This is a genomic window from Streptomyces sp. NPDC048185 (assembly GCF_043202495.1).
In the GTDB taxonomy this organism is placed as follows: Bacteria; Actinomycetota; Actinomycetes; order Streptomycetales; family Streptomycetaceae; genus Streptomyces.
The window spans coordinates 14,820-31,290 of sequence record NZ_JBIDAN010000001.1 but is presented as its reverse complement, the minus strand read 5'-3'; the positions used below and the strand labels follow the sequence as shown (position 1 = coordinate 31,290).

Sequence of the window (16,471 nt, the reverse complement as noted above, 5' to 3'; positions counted from 1 at the left end):
TTCTCTTGTCTCCTCGGGTGGGCTCGGAATCAGGTACGAGGTTATACGCCCTGGCTGACGGAGCTCATATTGAAGTCCGGCACCCTCAGCGCGGGCATCGCGGCCCTGGTGAACCAGTCGCCCCACTCCCTGGGCAGGGTCTTCTCCGTGCGCCCGGCCTCCGTGGCCCGGCCCAGCAGCGACACCGGCGACTCGTTGAAGCGGAAGTTGTTCACCTCGCCGACGACCTCGCCGTCCTCGACGAGGTAGACGCCGTCCCGGGTCAGGCCGGTCAGCAGCAGCGTCGCCGGGTCGACCTCACGGATGTACCACAGGCAGGTCAGCAGCAGCCCCCGCCCGGTGCCGGCGACCATCTCCTCCAGCGAGCGGCCGGAGCCGCCCTCCAGGACGAGGTTGTCGATCGCCGGGGCCACCGGCAGCCCGGTCAGTCCGGCACTGTGCCGGGTAGTGGTCAGCCGGTGCAGCTCACCGGCGCGGATCCAGTCCGTCGCCGCCACCGGCAGACCGTTGTCGAACACCGACTGGTCACCGCCCGAGGAGTGCGCGATCACGAACGGCGCGCTCTCCAGACCCGGCTCGTGCGGGTCGCTGCGCAGGGTGAGCGGCAGCTCGCCGAGCCGTTCGCCGACGCGCGTGCCGCCACCCGGCGTCGAGAACACGGTGCGGCCCTCGGCGGCGTCCCGGCCCGAGGCCGACCACAGCTGGTAGATCAGCAGGTCGGCGACCGCGGTCGGCGGCAGCAGCGTCTCGTACCGGCCTGCGGGCAGCTCCACCCGGCGCTCGGCCCAGCCGAGCCGTACGGCCAGCTCGGCGTCGAGCGCCGCCGGGTCGACGTCCTTGAAGTCCCGCGTGGAACGCCCCGCCCACGCCGACCGGGTGCGGTCCGGGGACTTGGCGTTCAGCTCCAGCGTGCCCGTCGGCTGGTCGTGCCGCAGCCGCAGACCCGTCGACGTCCCCAGGTACGTCGACGTCAGCTCGTGACGGGCGAAGCCGTACAGCTCCCGTCCGCCCCCACGCGCGCGGGCGAACGCCTCGCCCAGGGCGGGCGCGAAGTCGGCGAACACGGCCGACGACGTCTCGGCGGGCCCGTCGGTGAAGTCGGGCGAGGCCGGCACGTCCGTGACCAGCGGCTGGGCGTCCTCCGCGGGCCCGGCGCCGCGTGCGGCGGCCTCGGCGGCACGGACCAGCGGCTCCAGCTCGTCCACGGTCACCGCCGAGCGCGACACGACCCCGGACGCCGTGCCCTGCTGCCCGTCGACGGTCGCGACGACGGTGAGCGTGCGCCCGCGCGTGACGCCGTTGGTGGTGAGCGCGTTGCCCGCCCAGCGCAGGTTGGCGGTGGACTCCTCGTCGGCGATGACCACGCACCCGTCCGCCCGGGACAGCTCCAGCGCCCGCTCGACGATCTCGTGCGGCCTGTTCGTGCGCGCGCTCATCGACCCGCCTCCTGGGTGGTGTTCAGAATGTTGACTCCCTTGAAGAGGGCGGACGGGCAGCCGTGGGAGACCGCCGCGACCTGTCCCGGCTGCGCCTTGCCGCAGTTGAACGCGCCCCCCAGGACGTACGTCCGCGGACCCCCGACGGCCGCCATGGAGCCCCAGAAGTCGGTGGTCGTCGCCTGGTAGGCCACGTCCCGCAGCTGTCCGGCGAGGCGCCCGTTCTCGATGCGGAAGAACCGCTGCCCGGTGAACTGGAAGTTGTAGCGCTGCATGTCGATGGACCACGACCGGTCCCCGACGACGTAGATGCCCCGGTCCACGCCCCCGATCAGATCCTCGGTCGACAGCCCGCCCGGATCCGGTCGCAGCGACACGTTGGCCATCCGCTGCACCGGCACGTGGCCGGGGGAGTCGGCGTAGGCGCACCCGTTGGACCGGTCGAACCCGGTGAGCTTGGCGATGCGCCGGTCGAGCTGGTAGCCGACGAGCGTGCCGTCCTTCACCAGGTCCCAGGACTGGCCCTCGACGCCCTCGTCGTCGTACCCGATCGTCGCGAGGCCGTGCTCGGCGGTGCGGTCGCCGGTGACGTTCATCAGCTCCGAGCCGTAGCGCAGCGTGCCGAGCCGGTCGAAGGTGGCGAAGGAGGTGCCGGCGTAGGCGGCCTCGTAGCCGAGGGCCCGGTCCAGCTCGGTGGCGTGCCCGATGGACTCGTGGATCGTCAGCCACAGGTTGGACGGGTCGACGACCAGGTCGTACAGCCCCGGGTCGACGCTCGGCGCGCGCATCTTCTCGGCCAGCAGCCCGGGCATCTCGGCCAGCTCGGCGTCCCAGTCCCAGCCGGTGCCCCGCAGGTACTCCCAGCCGCGCCCCGCGGGCGGCGCGAGGGTGCGCATGGAGTCGAACTCGCCGCTCGAGTCGTCCACCGACACGGCCGTCAGCACCGGGTGCAGCCGCACGCGCTGCTGCGTGGTCACGGTGCCCGCGCTGTCGGCGTAGAACTTGTTCTCGTGAACGGTGAGCAGCGAGGCGTCGACGTGGTCGACCCCGTCGGCCGCCAGCAGCCGCGCGCTCCAGTCGGCCAGCAGGGCCGCCTTCTCCTCGCCGGGCACGGCGAAGGGGTCGATCTCGTACGACGAGATCCACGTCCGGTCGGCGTGCACGGGCTCGTCGGCCAGCTCCACGCGCTCGTCCGACCCCGCCGCCTTGATGACCTGCGCGGACAGCTTCGCCATCGCCACCGCCTGCGAGGCGACCCGGGCGGCGGCGTCGAGCGTGAGGTCCACACCGGACGCGAAACCCCACGTCCCGCCGTGCACCACGCGCACCGCGTACCCGAGGTCGGTGGTGTCCGACGACCCCGCGGGCTTGGCGTCCCGCAGCCGCCAGGAGGCGCTGCGCACCCGCTCCAGCCGGAAGTCCGCGTGCTCGGCACCCAGCGAGCGCGCGCGGGCGAGCGCGGCGTCGGCGAGGGCGCGTAGGGGGAGTGCCGTGAAGGCTTCGTCGATGCTATGAGGCACCTGCGTCTCTTTCTGTCGACGTGACCGGTCGTCCGCGGCGGTACCGGGGGCTGCGCCGCATCATGTCGCGTCGACCGGTACGGGGACCACACCTTTCCGCCCGGAGCCGGAGCCTTTCTGTAGGGATCCGACAGTGGTTGCCGTACGCCACTGTGGGTGCCCGATTCCCCGCGAGGGGGCGGGGACCGATAGGTTTTCGAGGAAGCCGCCTGTCATCGCCGCCCGTGAACCCGGGTGTCGGGCGGACACCAGACCGCAATTGAAAGGGTGATCCGTTGAGCCGCTCGGTTCTCGTCACCGGAGGCAACCGGGGCATCGGCCTCGCCATCGCCCGCGCTTTCGCCGACGCCGGCGACAAGGTCGCGATCACGTACCGCTCGGGTGAGCCGCCGGCGGGCTTCCTCGCCGTCAAGTGCGACATCACCGACAGCGAGCAGGTGGAGCAGGCCTACAAGGAGATCGAGGAAGCGCACGGCACCGTCGAGGTCCTGGTCGCCAACGCCGGCGTCACCAAGGACCAGCTGCTGATGCGCATGTCCGAGGAGGACTTCACGTCCGTCCTCGACACCAACCTCACCGGCACCTTCCGGGTCGTCAAGCGCGCCAACCGCGGCATGCTGCGCGCCAAGAAGGGCCGCGTCGTGCTGATCTCGTCGGTGGTCGGGCTGCTCGGCTCCGCGGGGCAGGCGAACTACGCCGCCTCCAAGGCCGGCCTGGTCGGCTTCGCCCGGTCCCTCGCCCGCGAGCTGGGGTCGCGCAACATCACCTTCAACGTCGTCGCGCCCGGCTTCGTCGACACCGACATGACCAAGGTGCTCACCGACGAGCAGCGGGCCGGCATCGTGTCGCAGGTGCCGCTCGGCCGGTACGCGCAGCCGGAGGAGATCGCCGCGACGGTGCGGTTCCTCGCCTCGGACGACGCGTCGTACATCACTGGAGCCGTCATTCCCGTTGACGGCGGACTGGGAATGGGTCACTGAACACCATGAGCGGAATTCTCGAGGGCAAGCGCGTCCTGATCACCGGTGTGCTGATGGAGTCCTCCATCGCCTTCCACACCGCCAAGCTGGCCCAGGAGCAGGGCGCCGAGATCATCCTGACCGCGTTCCCGCGGCCCACGCTGACCGAGCGCATCGCCAAGAAGCTCCCCAAGCCCGCCAAGGTCATCGAGCTCGACGTCACCAACGACGAGCACCTCGGCCGCCTCGCCGACGTCGTCGGCGAGGAGCTCGGCGGCCTGGACGGCGTCGTGCACTCCATCGGCTTCGCGCCGCAGGACGCGCTCGGCGGCAACTTCCTGAACACGCCGTTCGAGTCGGTCGCCACGGCCATGCACGTCTCGGCGTACTCCCTGAAGTCGCTGACCATGGCCTGCATGCCGCTGATGCAGAACGGCGGCTCGGTCGTCGGCCTCACCTTCGACGCCCAGTACGCCTGGCCGCAGTACGACTGGATGGGCCCGGCCAAGGCCGCCCTGGAGGCCACCAGCCGCTACATGGCCCGTGACCTCGGCAAGCAGAACATCCGCTGCAACCTGGTCTCGGCCGGCCCGATCGGCTCCATGGCCGCCAAGTCCATCCCGGGCTTCGCCGAGCTCGCCTCGGTGTGGGACAGCCGCGCCCCGCTGGAGTGGGACCTCAAGGACCCGGAGCCGGCCGGCAAGGGTGTCGTCGCGCTGCTGAGCGACTGGTTCCCGAAGACCACCGGCGAGATCGTCCACGTCGACGGCGGCCTGCACGCCATCGGCGCCTGACGGCCGCCGCCCGGGGCCCGCGTCTTCCGGACGCGGGCCCTTCGCGTGCCCGGGGAGAGCTCCGCGGGTGTGCGCGCCGTGAGGACGGCTCCGCGCGTGTGTCGGCTGGGTGGCGCGCGGTGCTCGGGGCGGGCTCTGGGGGTGGGTCGGGCGTGGGCCTCGCGTGTACGTCGGGACGGCTCCGCGCGCGTGTCGGCTGGGTGGCGCGCGGTGCTCGGGGCGGGCTCTGGGGGTGGGTCGGGCGTGGGTTTCGCGCGTACGTCGGGACGGCTCCGCGCGCGTGTCGGCTGGGTGGCGCGCGGTGCTCGGGGCGGGCTCTGGGGGTGCGCCGGGCGTGGGCCTCGCGTGTACGTCGGGACGGCTCCGCGCGCGTGTCGGCTGGGTCCCGCGGCGTGCCCGGGGCGGGCTCTGCGCGTACGTCGGGACGGCTCCGCGTGTACGCGTCGGCAGGGTCCCGCGCGGTGCCCGGGTCCGGGCTGTGCCCGTGCGCGGGGGGAGTGGCCCTTGCGCGCCCTGGACGGGCGGGCCCGGTGCGTTCCTGCGGGAGGTCCCTCGGGTGCCGGGCGGTTTCCCCGCGTGTCACCCGTCCGGCTCAATCGCCGGGCGGCCGGACGGCCCGCGGCGCACGCTGAGGACGAGTCCCCACGCGCTTCCCCTCCCCTGCACGGCCGAGGAGGTCCTCTTGTGCGTCCACTCCACCGCCTGGCCTCAGCGACCGTCGCCCTCGCCTGCGTGCTGCTCCTGCCGTACGAAGCGATGTCCCACGCGCGCGTACCCGACCGCGACGCCGCGCCCGCCGAGCTGTTCGGCGCCGAGTGCCGGATCCGCGTCGACGGCTCCGACGTGACCGCCTCCTGCCACAACCCCTACCCGGGCACGGACGAGGTGCGCCTGCACATCGAGTGCGCCCGCTGGTGGGACCTCGACAGCGACGGCCCGGCGGTCGCAACCGGCCCCGCGCAGACGGTACGGCTGGACGGACGGTGCTGGAAGGACGTGCAGACGGCGTGGATCAGCCACCGCCCGGCAGCCTGATCCCCCGGCGCGCCGGTGCGTCCTGCGGCCTGCGGATGCATGGCTCCCGCGAGAGCCGCTACGCCGCCCCGGAGGGCCCCGCGCCGATCCGGCCCGGGCGGCACAGGAACGGGTAGCCCGCCGCCTCCTGGCCGGCCGTCGCCGCGTCCGACGCGCGGATCGCGTCGACCAGCCGCGTGTGGTCCATGTGCGTCTCCGGCGTCAGCTCGCTGCCCACGTCCTCGCGCAGCCAGTCCCGCATCACCTCGCCGAGGTCCGCGTACATCGCGGTCATCACGTCGTTGTGCGAGGCCGCCACGACGGCCAGGTGGAAGGTCGCGTCCGCCGTCACGAACGCCTCCGTGTCACCCGACTCCCACGCCTCCTCCCGGCGCACCAGGAGCGCGTCGAGCTGCTTGAGGTCCTTCTCCGTGCGCCGCTCGGCCGCGAGCCTGGCCGCCGACGACTCCAGCGTGGAGCGCAGCTCCGCGATGTGCCGGGGGTCGGCGTCGGCGAAGCGGCGGTGCATCACGCCCGCCAGCTCGCTGGTCGCCACCACGTAGGTGCCAGAGCCCTGGCGGATGTCCAGCAGCCCGTTGTGGGCCAGGGCGCGGACCGCCTCACGGACCGTGTTCCGGGCGACGCCGAGCTGCTCGACCAGCTCCGGCTCGGTCGGGATGCGGGAGCCGACCGGCCACTCACCCGAGGCGATCTGCTGTCGCAACGCCGTGATGACCTGCTCGGACAGTGCCGAACGACGGGGATGGCTCAGGGGCATGGCTCACCTTCGCACGTGGAGCTCGCGACAACCAGCCGCAAGTGGACAACCAATCATCCCATGATTCTATGATGGGTCTCATGGCTAGTGAGGAAACCCGGACGCTGAACTCCACGACCGTCGGCGAGTCGGCAGCACGCGACGCCCGGGAACCCGGACCCGCGGGCGCCGGACAACCCGGCACGCACGCGTGGACGACATGGACGACGCGCCTGCTCGTGCTCGGCATCGTCCTCGCCGCGCTCAATCTGCGCCCGGCCATCACCAGCCTGGGCGCACTCCTGGAAGAGGTCCGCGACGGACTGGGCATGAGCGGCAGCGTCGCCGGGCTGCTCACCTCGGTCCCGCCGCTCTGCTTCGCCGTCTTCGGGGTCACCGCCCCGCGCCTCGCCCGCCGCTTCGGCCCCGGCGCGGTGGTGTGCGCGGGCATGGTCGCCATCGCCGCGGGCCTGCTGATACGCCCGTACGCCGGCGGCACGGCCGGCTTCCTGGCCGCCAGCGCCCTGGCGCTCATGGGCATCGCGGTCAGCAACGTCCTGATGCCGGTCATCGTCAAGCGCTTCTTCCCCGACCGGGTCGGCTCCATGACCGGCCTGTACTCGATGGCCCTCGCCTTCGGCACCTCGATCGCCGCCGCGGCGACCGTGCCCGTCACGAACGCGCTGGGCGGGGACTGGCAGCCCGGACTCGCGGTGTGGGCCGTGCTGGCGGTGGCGGCCGTCCTGCCGTGGATCCCGTTCGTACGGAACCGGAAGGAGCCCTCCGCCCAGGAGGAGCCCACCGACGCCGCTCCGGCGGGCACGGACGGGGCGGCCGAGCAGCCCGCCCTGCGCATCACCCGCAGCCGCACCGCCTGGGCACTCGCCGTCTTCTTCGGCCTCCAGGCCACGGCCGCCTACATCACGATGGGCTGGGCGGCGCAGATCTTCCGCGACGCCGGGGTGTCCGCCGGCACCGCCGGTCTGCTGCTGGCCGTCATCATGGTCATGGGCGTGCCGCTGGCCTTCGTGATCCCGCGCGTCGCCACCCGCCTGCCCCAGCAGGGCCCGATCGTGGTGGTCCTCGGCGTGTGCGGGCTCGCCGGATACGCCGGGCTGTACCTGGCACCGGCCGGCGGTGCCTGGGCCTGGGCACTGCTCCTCGGCATCTCGAACTGCGCCTTCCCGCTCGCCCTGACCATGGTCGGGATGCGGGCCAGGACGGGCGGGGGCGTCGCCCAGCTGTCCGCCTTCGCGCAGAGCACCGGCTACCTGATCTCCATCCCGGGGCCGCTCCTGGTGGGCGTGCTCTACCAGCACAGCGGTGGCTGGGGCCTGCCGATCGCGTTGATGAGCGCCCTGATGGTGCCGCAGATGGTGGTGGGCGTCCTCGCGGGGCGCGACCGCACCGTGGAGGAGGAAGCGGCCCGCTGAGCCCGGGCCGCCGACCCCGGCACGGGACCGGGATGGGAGACTGGACCCATGCCAGTCCTGGACCCGAACCCCCAGAACAGCCAGAAGAAGATGCTGCTCGTCTTCGGCGCCTTCTTCGCGATCTTCGTGATCATCGGCATCATCGCGACGATCGCCTCGCCGTGACCGGCCGGGGGTGGGGACAACCCCCCGTCCCCTAGGGGGCTGGGGTCAGGGTCGAGTGGGTGGACCTCCGGATGGGCCGGGCCCCTCGGATTCCGTAGCTTCGAGAGGTGACCGCGCCAGGCGGATCGCGGAGCACGGACCAGGGACGTCCGAAGACCAGCGGAGGCACTCATGTCGGCCCCTACGTACACCCGGACCCACCCGGCGGCCCGGGGCCGCGTCGAGATGCGGCTGCCCTGGTGGGCGCTCGCCCTGCCCGCGCTCGCCTTCGTCACGCTGCTCCTGCTGATGCTCAATCCCTCGCAGGCCCACGCGGCCGGTGGCGAGCCGGCGATCGCGCACCTCCTGGAGCGGGTGCAGCACCTGACCGCCCGCTGAGGCGGCACGGCGGACCCGAGGCCCGAGGCCCGAGGCTCGCGGGCGGGTGCCGTCCGGTCGTGCGTTCCCCCGGTGAATCCGCATGTCAACTCCCTGCGCCCCGTGGCCTGTTTCATGCGAAGCTGGATGCCATGAGCGTCGCAGAATCTCGCAGGATCATCCTTTTCCGGCATGCGAAAGCCGACTGGCCACAGGTGTCCGACCACGAGCGGCCGCTCGCCGAGCGAGGCCGCAAGGAGGCCGCGGAGGCCGGACGCAGGCTCGCCGACACCGGAATCCCCGTCGATCAGGCCCTGTGCTCCACCGCCCTGCGGACCCGCGAGACCTGGAAGCTCGCCGTCGCGGAGTTCCCGCACCGGCCGAAAACCGTCTACGAGGAGCGGATCTACGAGGCCTCGCCCGGCGAGCTGATCGCCGTGCTCAACGAGACCCCCGACGACCTGCGGAACGTGCTGGTGATCGGCCACAACCCGGGCATGGAGGGGCTCACCGAGATTCTGGCAGGCTCCGCGGAGGGCGACGTCCGCGAGCGGATGGGCCGCCGCGGATTCCCGGCCGCCGCCTTCGCCGTGCTGTCCTTCACCGGCTCCTGGAAGACCGTGGAGCCCGGCGTGGCCTCGCTGGTCGACTACTGGGTGCCGACCGACTGACCCGACCCGGTGCGACAGGGCCCGGTACCCGTGCGGTCCGGGCCCTCGCCGTACCGGCGGCGGCTCAGGGCAGGTCGAGGCCGTCGACGAGGTCCTCGTCCAGGGTGTCCGCCGCCTCGACCTCTTCTCGGGTGATGCCGAGCAGATACAGGACCGTGTCCAGGAACGGCACGTTCACCGCGGTGTGCGCCGCCTCGCGCACCACCGGCTTGGCGTTGAAGGCGACCCCCAGCCCGGCCGCGTTCAGCATGTCCAGGTCGTTGGCCCCGTCCCCGATCGCCACGGTCTGCGACAGCGGTACGCCCGCCTCGGCGGCGAACCGGCGCAGCAGCCGCGCCTTGCCCGCCCGGTCCACGATCTCCCCGGTGACCCGGCCGGTCAGCCGGCCGTCGACGATCTCCAGCGTGTTGGCCTGGGCGAAATCCAGCCCCAGCCGCTCCTGCAGATCGTCGGTGACCTGGGTGAAGCCGCCTGAGACGACCCCCACCTGGTAGCCGAGCCGCTTCAGCGTACGGATCAGGGTGCGCGCACCCGGCGTCAGCCGCACCTCGGCGCGCACCTTCTCCACCACCGAGGCGTCCAGCCCCGCCAGCAGAGCCACGCGCGCGTGCAGCGACTGCTCGAAGTCCAGCTCCCCGCGCATCGCTGCCGCCGTCACCTCGGCGACCTGGTCCTCGCAGCCCGCGTGCGCCGCGAACAGCTCGATGACCTCGTCCTGGATCAGCGTGGAGTCCACGTCCATCACCACCAGGCGCTGCGCCCGCCGGTGCAGGCCCGCCGCGACGACCGCGACGTCCACACCGAGTGCCGCCGCCTCGGTGGCGAGGGCGGTGCGCAGGGGCTCGGTCTCCACACCGGACACCGCGAACTCGACAGCGGTCACGGGGTACTTGGCGAGCCTGAAGATACGGTCGATGTTGCTGCCGGTCCTGGTTATCGTGGCCGCTATGGCGGCCGTCGCCTCCGCGGTGAGCGGGTGGCCGAGGACGGTCACCAGGGAGCGCCCGAGGCCGCGCGGCCGGTTGTCACCGATGCCGGAGATGATCTCGGCCTGCATCTTCATCGACTCCGCCCAGCTGTGGACGGTCGCCCGCAGATCGCCCTCCAGCGCCCGGGGCGGCTCGGTCACGAGCGCGCACAGCACGATCCGGCCACGGGTGACGACCTGCTCGATGTCGACCACGTCGACGGAGTAGGCGGCGAGGGTGTCGAACAGGCCCGCCGTGATGCCCGGCCGGTCCTTGCCGAAGATCTTGACGAGAAGAGTGGGAACGTCAGAGGTCTGCGTAGCGCTCATGGTGTTCTTACCGTATCCGGCACCCGGTGCCTTCCGCCCGCGAGGTCCGCCTGGCGGACAGGGAACATCAGGCGACGCACAGGTTGCGCGACCATGACGAGACGGCGCAAATGCGGGCCACGGGACCTGGTGCGCTGCGGCACGGTACGGCCGCGGGCCACGGCAACCCGTGCGACGCCGGCCGCGGCACGGGTACGCACGGTACGGCCGCGGGCCACGGCAACCCGTGCGACGCCGGCCGCGGCACGGGTACGACCGCGGGCCACGGGATCTGGTGCGCTGCGCGCTGCGGCACGTGCACGGATATGGCCGCGGGCCACGGGAACTGGTGCGGCGCCGGCTGCGGCCCGGGTACGGCACGGCCGCGGCGCGCCCGGCGGGCTCACTGCCCGTCCCGCGGACGCCGTGGCGGCGCCGGGGGCGGGGGCGGGGGCGGCGGGGGAGGAGGGCCCTCACCCCACCGGGACGCGGGCCGGTTCCCGGGCCCAGGCGGACGCGGGGACGGGTCGAGGGGGCCGACCACGGTCTCGGCGCCGTACAGGTCGTCGCCGTCGTCGTCGGACGGCCGCTCACCCGGTGGGTCCGCTTCCGCCCCCGAGGGCCGGGCGTCCTCGGGCCCGCGCGATGTCTCCGACGGACGCATATAGGGGTTGGTGCCCGGGTCGGACGGCCGATACGGCTCACCTCCCGACCCGTACGGCCCGTACGGCCCGTACGGCCCGTACGACGGCACGGCACGCGACACCCCGTCCGCGCCCCCGGCACCCGAGGCATTGCCGTACGGCCACCCGAGCACCGCACCCCCCGCCTCCGGGACGTCCGCCGCCCCACCGAGCCCCGCCCCGCCGTCTCCCACCGTCCCGAAGGGCCCGACCCCCGCGGGCGCGGCACCCCGTGCCGTCGGTGTCGCCCGTCGTCCTGCCGCTCCGGTCGCCCGCGCCAGCAGCGCTCCCGCCGCCCCCGCGCCCGCGCCCCACGCGGCGCCCAGGAGCAGCGCCGCGCCGAGACGGCCGCGCAGATCGATCCCGGCCCCGAACGCGTCGATGCCGAGCACCGACAGCGAGGCGTCCACGGAGACCTCCGTCAGCACGGCCGCCAGCGGCAGCGCCAGCGCGGTGGCGATCCCGAGCCGCAGCGCACACCGCCCGGCGAAGCCCGGGGCGTCTGCCACCGGCGTCCGCGCCGCCGTCAGCACGCCCGCCAGCAGCATCAGCGACGCCGCCGCCACTCCCAGCAGCCAGACCCGCCCGTCCAGTTCCGCCAGCCGCCCCAGCGTGACCGGTTCGTCGGCACCCGTGCCCAGCAGGTCGTCCAGCGGGTCCGGCAGGAACCGGGTCAGCACACCCGTCGCCCGTCCGTCCCACGGCACGAACAGGCCGATCGGCACGCCGAGCCAGACGCCGTTCGGCGCGCCCAGCAGCGCGGCCCCCGCGATCCGCCGCGGATGGTCGTCGCCGACGGCCGCGTACACCGCGGCCGCGTACCCGGCGGCCACCGCCGTGAGCGCCACCGTCACCAGGGCAGACACGGCCGGCCGCACCACCCGGTGCACCGCCTCGCACCCGCGCGGCAGGGGCGTGCGGCGCGAGGCCAGCAACGCGACGAGCAGGACCCCGACGCACCAGACCAGTCCCCCCAGCAGCGTCGGCGCGGTCTCGACGCGGAAGCCGACCGCGGCCTCGGCACCGGCCAGGTCACCGATCCGGTCGGGCAGCAGCCCGCCGAGGTCCCCGAGATCACCCAGCCCCGGGACCTCCACGCCGGCGCCCGCGCCGCCGGGCAGGTCGTCGAGCCCGAGCTTGCCGCCGTCGATCGTGACGACGTCGTGCCCCGCCCAGGCGAGTCCTCCCAGCATCGCGACGAACAGGACCGTCACCGTGCCCGCGCGGGCGAGGAGTTCGGCCGGCGCGACCACAACTCCCGCCGCCCGCAGGGAGCGCAGGAAGAAGAACGACAGCAGCACCGCCCCGACGAGTCCCACGCCCAGTGGCGTGATCTCGATGGCCGTGTGCGCCTCGGCACCTTTCAGTCCGAACGCGGACACATCTCCGGACGGCCTGACCGACCCGCCCGCACCGAGCGCCACCGCAGCCGCCGTCATCGGTCCGAGTGAGCCCGCCGCGTCCGCGTCCAGCAGATGCAGACCGAGCGCCGCCGTGCCCGCCATTCCGATCAACGCCCAGCTCACGGAGGCGATCGCGGACAGCACCACGTCCCCCCACGGCACCCTCGTGCCATACCCCTCGTTCCCGACGCTCGTGGACGCGCACATGGCAGACCCCCCGATCCGCGGCGCGGCGGGGTTGCCGCGCATGTCCCCCTCGCGTGGATTACCACTCTCCGGGCAGGTTTCAACCCCGTCAACGCAAACGGCCGGTGGTCCTGTACGTCGTTTTCACAAGGCCCGACTTTCGGTCAGGGGCCGGGGCCTGGAATAGTTCCCCCCGATGTTCGACATCCCTAGACTCCCCGCGACGGGGGCAATTCGGGGGACAACTCAGTGGGGCATGGAGTGCCGGAACTCGTACTGGAATCTAATGGACGGACCTGGACGCTCGATCCGTCCCGGTCTTACGCGCTCGGGCGCGATCCGCAGGGGGAACTCGTCTTCGAGGACGCCAGGGTCTCCTGGCGCCACGCCACGATCAGCTTCAACGGCCGCAGTTGGGTCGTGGAGGATCACGGCAGCACCAACGGCACGTTCGTGCACGGACAGCGCATCCAGCACATGGAGCTCGGCGCCGGCACGGTCGTGAACCTGGGCAACGCGACCGACGGACCGCGCCTGAGCCTGACCGCCGGGCAGTCCGCAGCCGGCGCGCCGCAGGCCCAGCCGCAGCAGCAGCCGTACGCCGCGCAGGGAGCGAACGCGGGCTGGGCACAGAAGGCACCGGTGCAGGAGCCGCCGCGACAGCAGCCCCCTCAGCAGCACGGGCAGCAGGCCGGCTGGCAGCAGCCGCAGCAGGCCGTACCGCAGCAGGCCGCGCCGCAGCCGCAGCAGGCCGCGGCGCACTTCCCCCAGCAGCAGGGGCCGGGCGGCGCGGCGGGGGCGCCGCCGGTCCACGGGGACCGCAGCCCGACCACGTTCCACCAGTTCTCGCTCGGCCGCGTGATGCGCATCGGCCGTGCCCTGGAGAACGACCTGGTCGTCTCCGACCTGCAGGTCTCCCGCAACCACGCCGAGTTCCACGCGACGCCCGACGGCCGCATGGAGATCCGCGACCTCGGCTCGCACAACGGCACGTACGTCAACGGCCAGCCGATCACCAAGGGCGGCTCCCAGCTGCTCGGCCCGACCGACATCGTGGGCGTCGGCCACTCGACGTTCCGCATCGTCGGCGACCGGCTCGAGGAGTTCGTCGACACCGGTGAGGTGTCCTTCTCCGCCCGCCACCTGACCGTCACCGTCGACGGCGGCAAGCAGATCCTCAAGGACGTCTCCTTCGGCGTCCCCGAGAAGTCGCTGATCGCGGTCATCGGCCCGTCCGGCTCCGGCAAGTCGACCCTGCTCAAGGCGCTCACCGGCTACCGGCCCGCCGACCAGGGCGAGGTCCTCTACGACAACCGGAACCTGTACAAGCAGTTCGCCGAGCTGCGCCAGCGCATCGGTCTGGTCCCGCAGGACGACATCCTGCACAAGGAGCTGACCGTCAAGAAGGCCCTGAAGTACGCGGCCAAGCTGCGCTTCCCGGCCGACACCACCGGCGCGGAGCGCGACGCCCGCATCGACGAGGTGCTGCGCGAGCTCAAGCTCGACATCCACAAGGACAAGAAGGTCACCTCCCTGTCCGGCGGCCAGCGCAAGCGCGTGTCCGTCGCCCTGGAGCTGCTGACCAAGCCGTCGCTGATCTTCCTGGACGAGCCCACCTCGGGCCTCGACCCGGGCATGGACCGCGACGTCATGCAGCTGCTGCGCGGCCTCGCCGACGACGGCCGCACCGTCCTCGTCGTCACCCACTCGGTGGCCGAGCTGGCGATCTGCGACAAGCTGCTGGTGATGGCGCCGGGCGGCTCGGTCGCCTACTTCGGCCCGCCCGAGGAGGCGCTGAACTTCTTCGGCTACGACACCTGGGCCGACGTCTTCTCCGCCTTCGAGAACTACCGCGACTACGACTGGGCGGGCCGCTGGAAGGGCTCGCAGCACTACCAGATGTACGCCGCGGACATCGACGCCGTCGCGCCGCAGGCCGTACAGGTCCCGCCGATGCAGGCGATGAAGCCGCCGAAGCCGCAGGGCTGGATGTCGCAGTTCGTCACGCTGGTGCGCCGCTACGTCTCGGTGATCGCCTCCGACAAGGGCTTCCTCGCCCTGATGGTGATCCTGCCGGCCGTGCTCGGCGCGGTGAGCCTGCTCATCGACGCGGACAAGGGCCTGCTGCCCAACCCGGCCAACCCGAAGACCGGCCGGATCATCCCGAACGGCACCGCCACCACGGTCCTGCTGATCCTCGCGGTGGGGGCCTGCTTCGCCGGCGCGGCGAACTCCGTCCGTGAGCTGATCAAGGAACGGGTCATCTACGAGCGGGAGCGCGCGACCGGCCTGTCGCGGTCCGCGTACCTGATGTCGAAGGTGTTCGTGCTCGGCATGATCACCGTCTTCCAGGGCCTGCTCGTCGGCGTGATCGGCTTCGCCAGCCGGGAGATCCCGCAGGAGGGCCTGATCCTCGGCAGCGCCACGATGATCGAGCTCTCCCTGCCGATCATGGCGCTGGGCTTCACCTCGATGATGTTCGGTCTGATCATCTCGTCGCTGGTGAAGACCGCGGAGAAGACCATGCCGCTGCTGGTCATGTTCGCGATCATCCAGGTCGTCTTCACCGGCTGCCTCTTCGCCCTGAACGGCGCGGTCGGCGTCAACCAGTTCTCGTACCTGATGCCGTCCCGCTGGGCGGTCGCCGCCGCCGGCGCCACGCTGGACTTCAACCGCATCAGCCCGCCCGAGGAGGGTGCCGGGACGGACCCGCTGTGGGAGCACTCCGCCGGCGCCTGGGGCATGGACATGGCCGCGCTGATCGTCCTCGGCGTGATCTGCGGCTTCTTCGTGGCCCGCTTCCTGCGCCGCCACGAGCCCGAGGTCATGCGCAAGTAGGTCCGGCCTCACGCCCCGAAGGGCGGCACCCCGTCAGGAGGGTGCCGCCCTTCGGCGTTCGGCGGAGCGTCGGCGTGAAGAGGTCCGCGCCGACCTCAGTACGCGCTGTTGACGTTGTCCATGGAGCCGTACTTGTCCGCGGCGTAGTTGCAGGCGGCGGCGATGTTGGCTACCGGGTCGTAGATGTCCCAGGACGTACCGGGCACGTGGTAGGCCTTGAACGTCGGCGGGATGACCTGGAGCAGGCCCTTCGACGGGATGCCGTTGATGGCGTTGATGTCCCAGTCGTTGATGGCCTTCGGGTTGCCGGAGGACTCCCGGATGATGTTGCGGTGGATGCCGCTGTAGGTACCCGGGATGTCGTGCTTGGCCATGATGGCCTTGGCCTCGCGGATCCAGCCGTCGAGGTTGTTCGGGTAGGAGACCTTCTTCACCTCGGCGCGCTTGACGGACCGGCTCGCGGCCTCCTTCGCCTCACGCTTGGCGGCGGCCTTCTTGGCGGCGGCGGCCTTCTCGGCGGCCGCCTGCTTCTGGGCGGCGGCCTGCTTCGCGGCCGCCTCCTTCTGCGCCTCGATGGCGGCGACCTTCTGGCTCGCACCGGCGAGCTGGTCGGCGACGCCGGCGTGCACGTCCTTGATCTGCTGCTGGCTGCTGTACGCCACCTTGGCCGCGGGCGCGGCCTCGCTCGTGGTCGTCGTCTGCGCGCCGGCCGGGAAGGCGGCGAGCGCGACGGCGGTGACGCCGAGCGTGCCGACACCGGCGACCGCTGCCTTCTGGGCGCGGTTCAGCTGCTGGACGCGGTCGAGGGAACGACGATAACCACGGGTGAGGATGTTCTTGGGCATGGCGGGATAGACCTCTTCGAGTAGCGCGGAGGTCGCTCTCGTCCGGTGGGGACAGGGGTGCATCCGGGGCACAAACGCTGCGGGCCAACCCGCCGCGCTGAGCGACGAGAGCAATTCTTAGCGGCCGCAAAATC

14 protein-coding genes are annotated in these 16,471 nt (G+C 72.4%); 8 read left to right on the top strand and 6 right to left on the bottom strand.

Translation table 11 applies throughout. From position 1 onward, the window contains the following. Positions 1-41: 41 nt before the first annotated feature. On the bottom strand, positions 42-1,436 hold the full coding sequence (locus ACGF3H_RS00160; RefSeq protein ID WP_362493781.1) for a metallopeptidase TldD-related protein: 1,395 nt from the start codon (positions 1,434-1,436) through the stop codon (positions 42-44). Then, positions 1,433-2,956 carry a TldD/PmbA family protein gene (locus ACGF3H_RS00155; protein WP_362493778.1) on the bottom strand — a complete coding sequence of 508 codons (1,524 nt, stop codon included), beginning with the start codon at positions 2,954-2,956 and terminating at the stop codon, positions 1,433-1,435. The genes ACGF3H_RS00160 and ACGF3H_RS00155 overlap by 4 nt, the downstream gene beginning before the upstream one ends. 275 nt (positions 2,957-3,231) lie before the next feature. Between ACGF3H_RS00155 and fabG the strand changes: the two genes are divergently transcribed. From fabG to ACGF3H_RS00140, 3 genes are all read left to right on the top strand, one after another. Further along, complete coding sequence (gene fabG, locus ACGF3H_RS00150) at positions 3,232-3,936, top strand: 3-oxoacyl-[acyl-carrier-protein] reductase (RefSeq protein ID WP_362493775.1); 705 nt, start codon at positions 3,232-3,234, stop codon at positions 3,934-3,936. Positions 3,937-3,941: 5 nt separating this feature from the next. After that, positions 3,942-4,709 (top strand): enoyl-ACP reductase FabI, encoded by a 768-nt coding sequence (fabI, locus tag ACGF3H_RS00145; RefSeq protein ID WP_362493772.1) that lies wholly within the window; start codon positions 3,942-3,944, stop codon positions 4,707-4,709. Between the two features lie 684 nt (positions 4,710-5,393). Further along, entirely contained in the window at positions 5,394-5,744 is a 351-nt protein-coding gene (locus ACGF3H_RS00140; RefSeq protein ID WP_362493770.1) for a hypothetical protein, read from the top strand. A gap of 58 nt (positions 5,745-5,802) precedes the next feature. Here ACGF3H_RS00140 and ACGF3H_RS00135 read toward each other — a convergent pair whose 3' ends face one another. Then, on the bottom strand, positions 5,803-6,501 hold the full coding sequence (locus ACGF3H_RS00135) for a FadR/GntR family transcriptional regulator (protein WP_362493767.1): 699 nt from the start codon (positions 6,499-6,501) through the stop codon (positions 5,803-5,805). Positions 6,502-6,581: 80 nt separating this feature from the next. Between ACGF3H_RS00135 and ACGF3H_RS00130 the strand changes: the two genes are divergently transcribed. The 4 genes from ACGF3H_RS00130 to ACGF3H_RS00115 all read left to right on the top strand — a co-directional run bounded on the left by ACGF3H_RS00130 (position 6,582) and on the right by ACGF3H_RS00115 (position 9,106). Continuing rightward, on the top strand, positions 6,582-7,913 hold the full coding sequence (locus ACGF3H_RS00130) for a CynX/NimT family MFS transporter (RefSeq protein WP_393816443.1): 1,332 nt from the start codon (positions 6,582-6,584) through the stop codon (positions 7,911-7,913). A 48-nt stretch (positions 7,914-7,961) separates the two neighbouring features. Next, positions 7,962-8,078 (top strand): SGM_5486 family transporter-associated protein, encoded by a 117-nt coding sequence (locus tag ACGF3H_RS00125; protein WP_362493762.1) that lies wholly within the window; start codon positions 7,962-7,964, stop codon positions 8,076-8,078. A gap of 171 nt (positions 8,079-8,249) precedes the next feature. Next, positions 8,250-8,456 carry a hypothetical protein gene (locus ACGF3H_RS00120; RefSeq protein ID WP_362493759.1) on the top strand — a complete coding sequence of 69 codons (207 nt, stop codon included), beginning with the start codon at positions 8,250-8,252 and terminating at the stop codon, positions 8,454-8,456. Between the two features lie 131 nt (positions 8,457-8,587). Beyond that, complete coding sequence (locus tag ACGF3H_RS00115; protein WP_362493755.1) at positions 8,588-9,106, top strand: histidine phosphatase family protein; 519 nt, start codon at positions 8,588-8,590, stop codon at positions 9,104-9,106. Between the two features lie 64 nt (positions 9,107-9,170). Here the strand turns inward: ACGF3H_RS00115 and serB are convergent, their stop codons facing one another. Both serB and ACGF3H_RS00105 read right to left on the bottom strand, forming a co-directional pair. Continuing rightward, a complete protein-coding gene (serB, locus tag ACGF3H_RS00110; RefSeq protein ID WP_362493752.1) occupies positions 9,171-10,403 on the bottom strand; it encodes a phosphoserine phosphatase SerB in 1,233 nt (410 codons plus the stop codon). A gap of 382 nt (positions 10,404-10,785) precedes the next feature. Further along, positions 10,786-12,675 carry a streptophobe family protein gene (locus ACGF3H_RS00105; RefSeq protein WP_362493749.1) on the bottom strand — a complete coding sequence of 630 codons (1,890 nt, stop codon included), beginning with the start codon at positions 12,673-12,675 and terminating at the stop codon, positions 10,786-10,788. A gap of 240 nt (positions 12,676-12,915) precedes the next feature. Here ACGF3H_RS00105 and ACGF3H_RS00100 point away from each other — a divergent pair, with 240 nt between their 5' ends. Further along, the gene (locus tag ACGF3H_RS00100) at positions 12,916-15,492 is read left to right on the top strand and encodes an FHA domain-containing protein (RefSeq protein WP_362493746.1); all 2,577 of its coding nucleotides are present in this window, start codon (positions 12,916-12,918) and stop codon (positions 15,490-15,492) included. Between the two features lie 95 nt (positions 15,493-15,587). Here ACGF3H_RS00100 and ACGF3H_RS00095 read toward each other — a convergent pair whose 3' ends face one another. Next, entirely contained in the window at positions 15,588-16,337 is a 750-nt protein-coding gene (locus tag ACGF3H_RS00095; protein ID WP_362493744.1) for a transglycosylase SLT domain-containing protein, read from the bottom strand. Positions 16,338-16,471: the final 134 nt, after the last annotated feature.

Excerpts from the sequence above, each read along its gene's own strand:
- ACGF3H_RS00125 (WP_362493762.1), top strand. The coding sequence starts at position 7,962 with ATGCCAGTCCTGGACCCGAACCCCCAGAACAGCCAGAAGAAGATGCTG.
- ACGF3H_RS00115 (WP_362493755.1), top strand. The coding sequence starts at position 8,588 with ATGAGCGTCGCAGAATCTCGCAGGATCATCCTTTTCCGGCATGCGAAA.
- fabI (WP_362493772.1), top strand. The coding sequence starts at position 3,942 with ATGAGCGGAATTCTCGAGGGCAAGCGCGTCCTGATCACCGGTGTGCTG.
- ACGF3H_RS00130 (WP_393816443.1), top strand. The coding sequence starts at position 6,582 with ATGGCTAGTGAGGAAACCCGGACGCTGAACTCCACGACCGTCGGCGAG.
- ACGF3H_RS00105 (WP_362493749.1), bottom strand. The coding sequence starts at position 12,675 with ATGTGCGCGTCCACGAGCGTCGGGAACGAGGGGTATGGCACGAGGGTG.
- ACGF3H_RS00135 (WP_362493767.1), bottom strand. The coding sequence starts at position 6,501 with ATGCCCCTGAGCCATCCCCGTCGTTCGGCACTGTCCGAGCAGGTCATC.
- ACGF3H_RS00095 (WP_362493744.1), bottom strand. The coding sequence starts at position 16,337 with ATGCCCAAGAACATCCTCACCCGTGGTTATCGTCGTTCCCTCGACCGC.
- ACGF3H_RS00160 (WP_362493781.1), bottom strand. The coding sequence starts at position 1,436 with ATGAGCGCGCGCACGAACAGGCCGCACGAGATCGTCGAGCGGGCGCTG.
- ACGF3H_RS00120 (WP_362493759.1), top strand. The coding sequence starts at position 8,250 with ATGTCGGCCCCTACGTACACCCGGACCCACCCGGCGGCCCGGGGCCGC.
- serB (WP_362493752.1), bottom strand. The coding sequence starts at position 10,403 with ATGAGCGCTACGCAGACCTCTGACGTTCCCACTCTTCTCGTCAAGATC.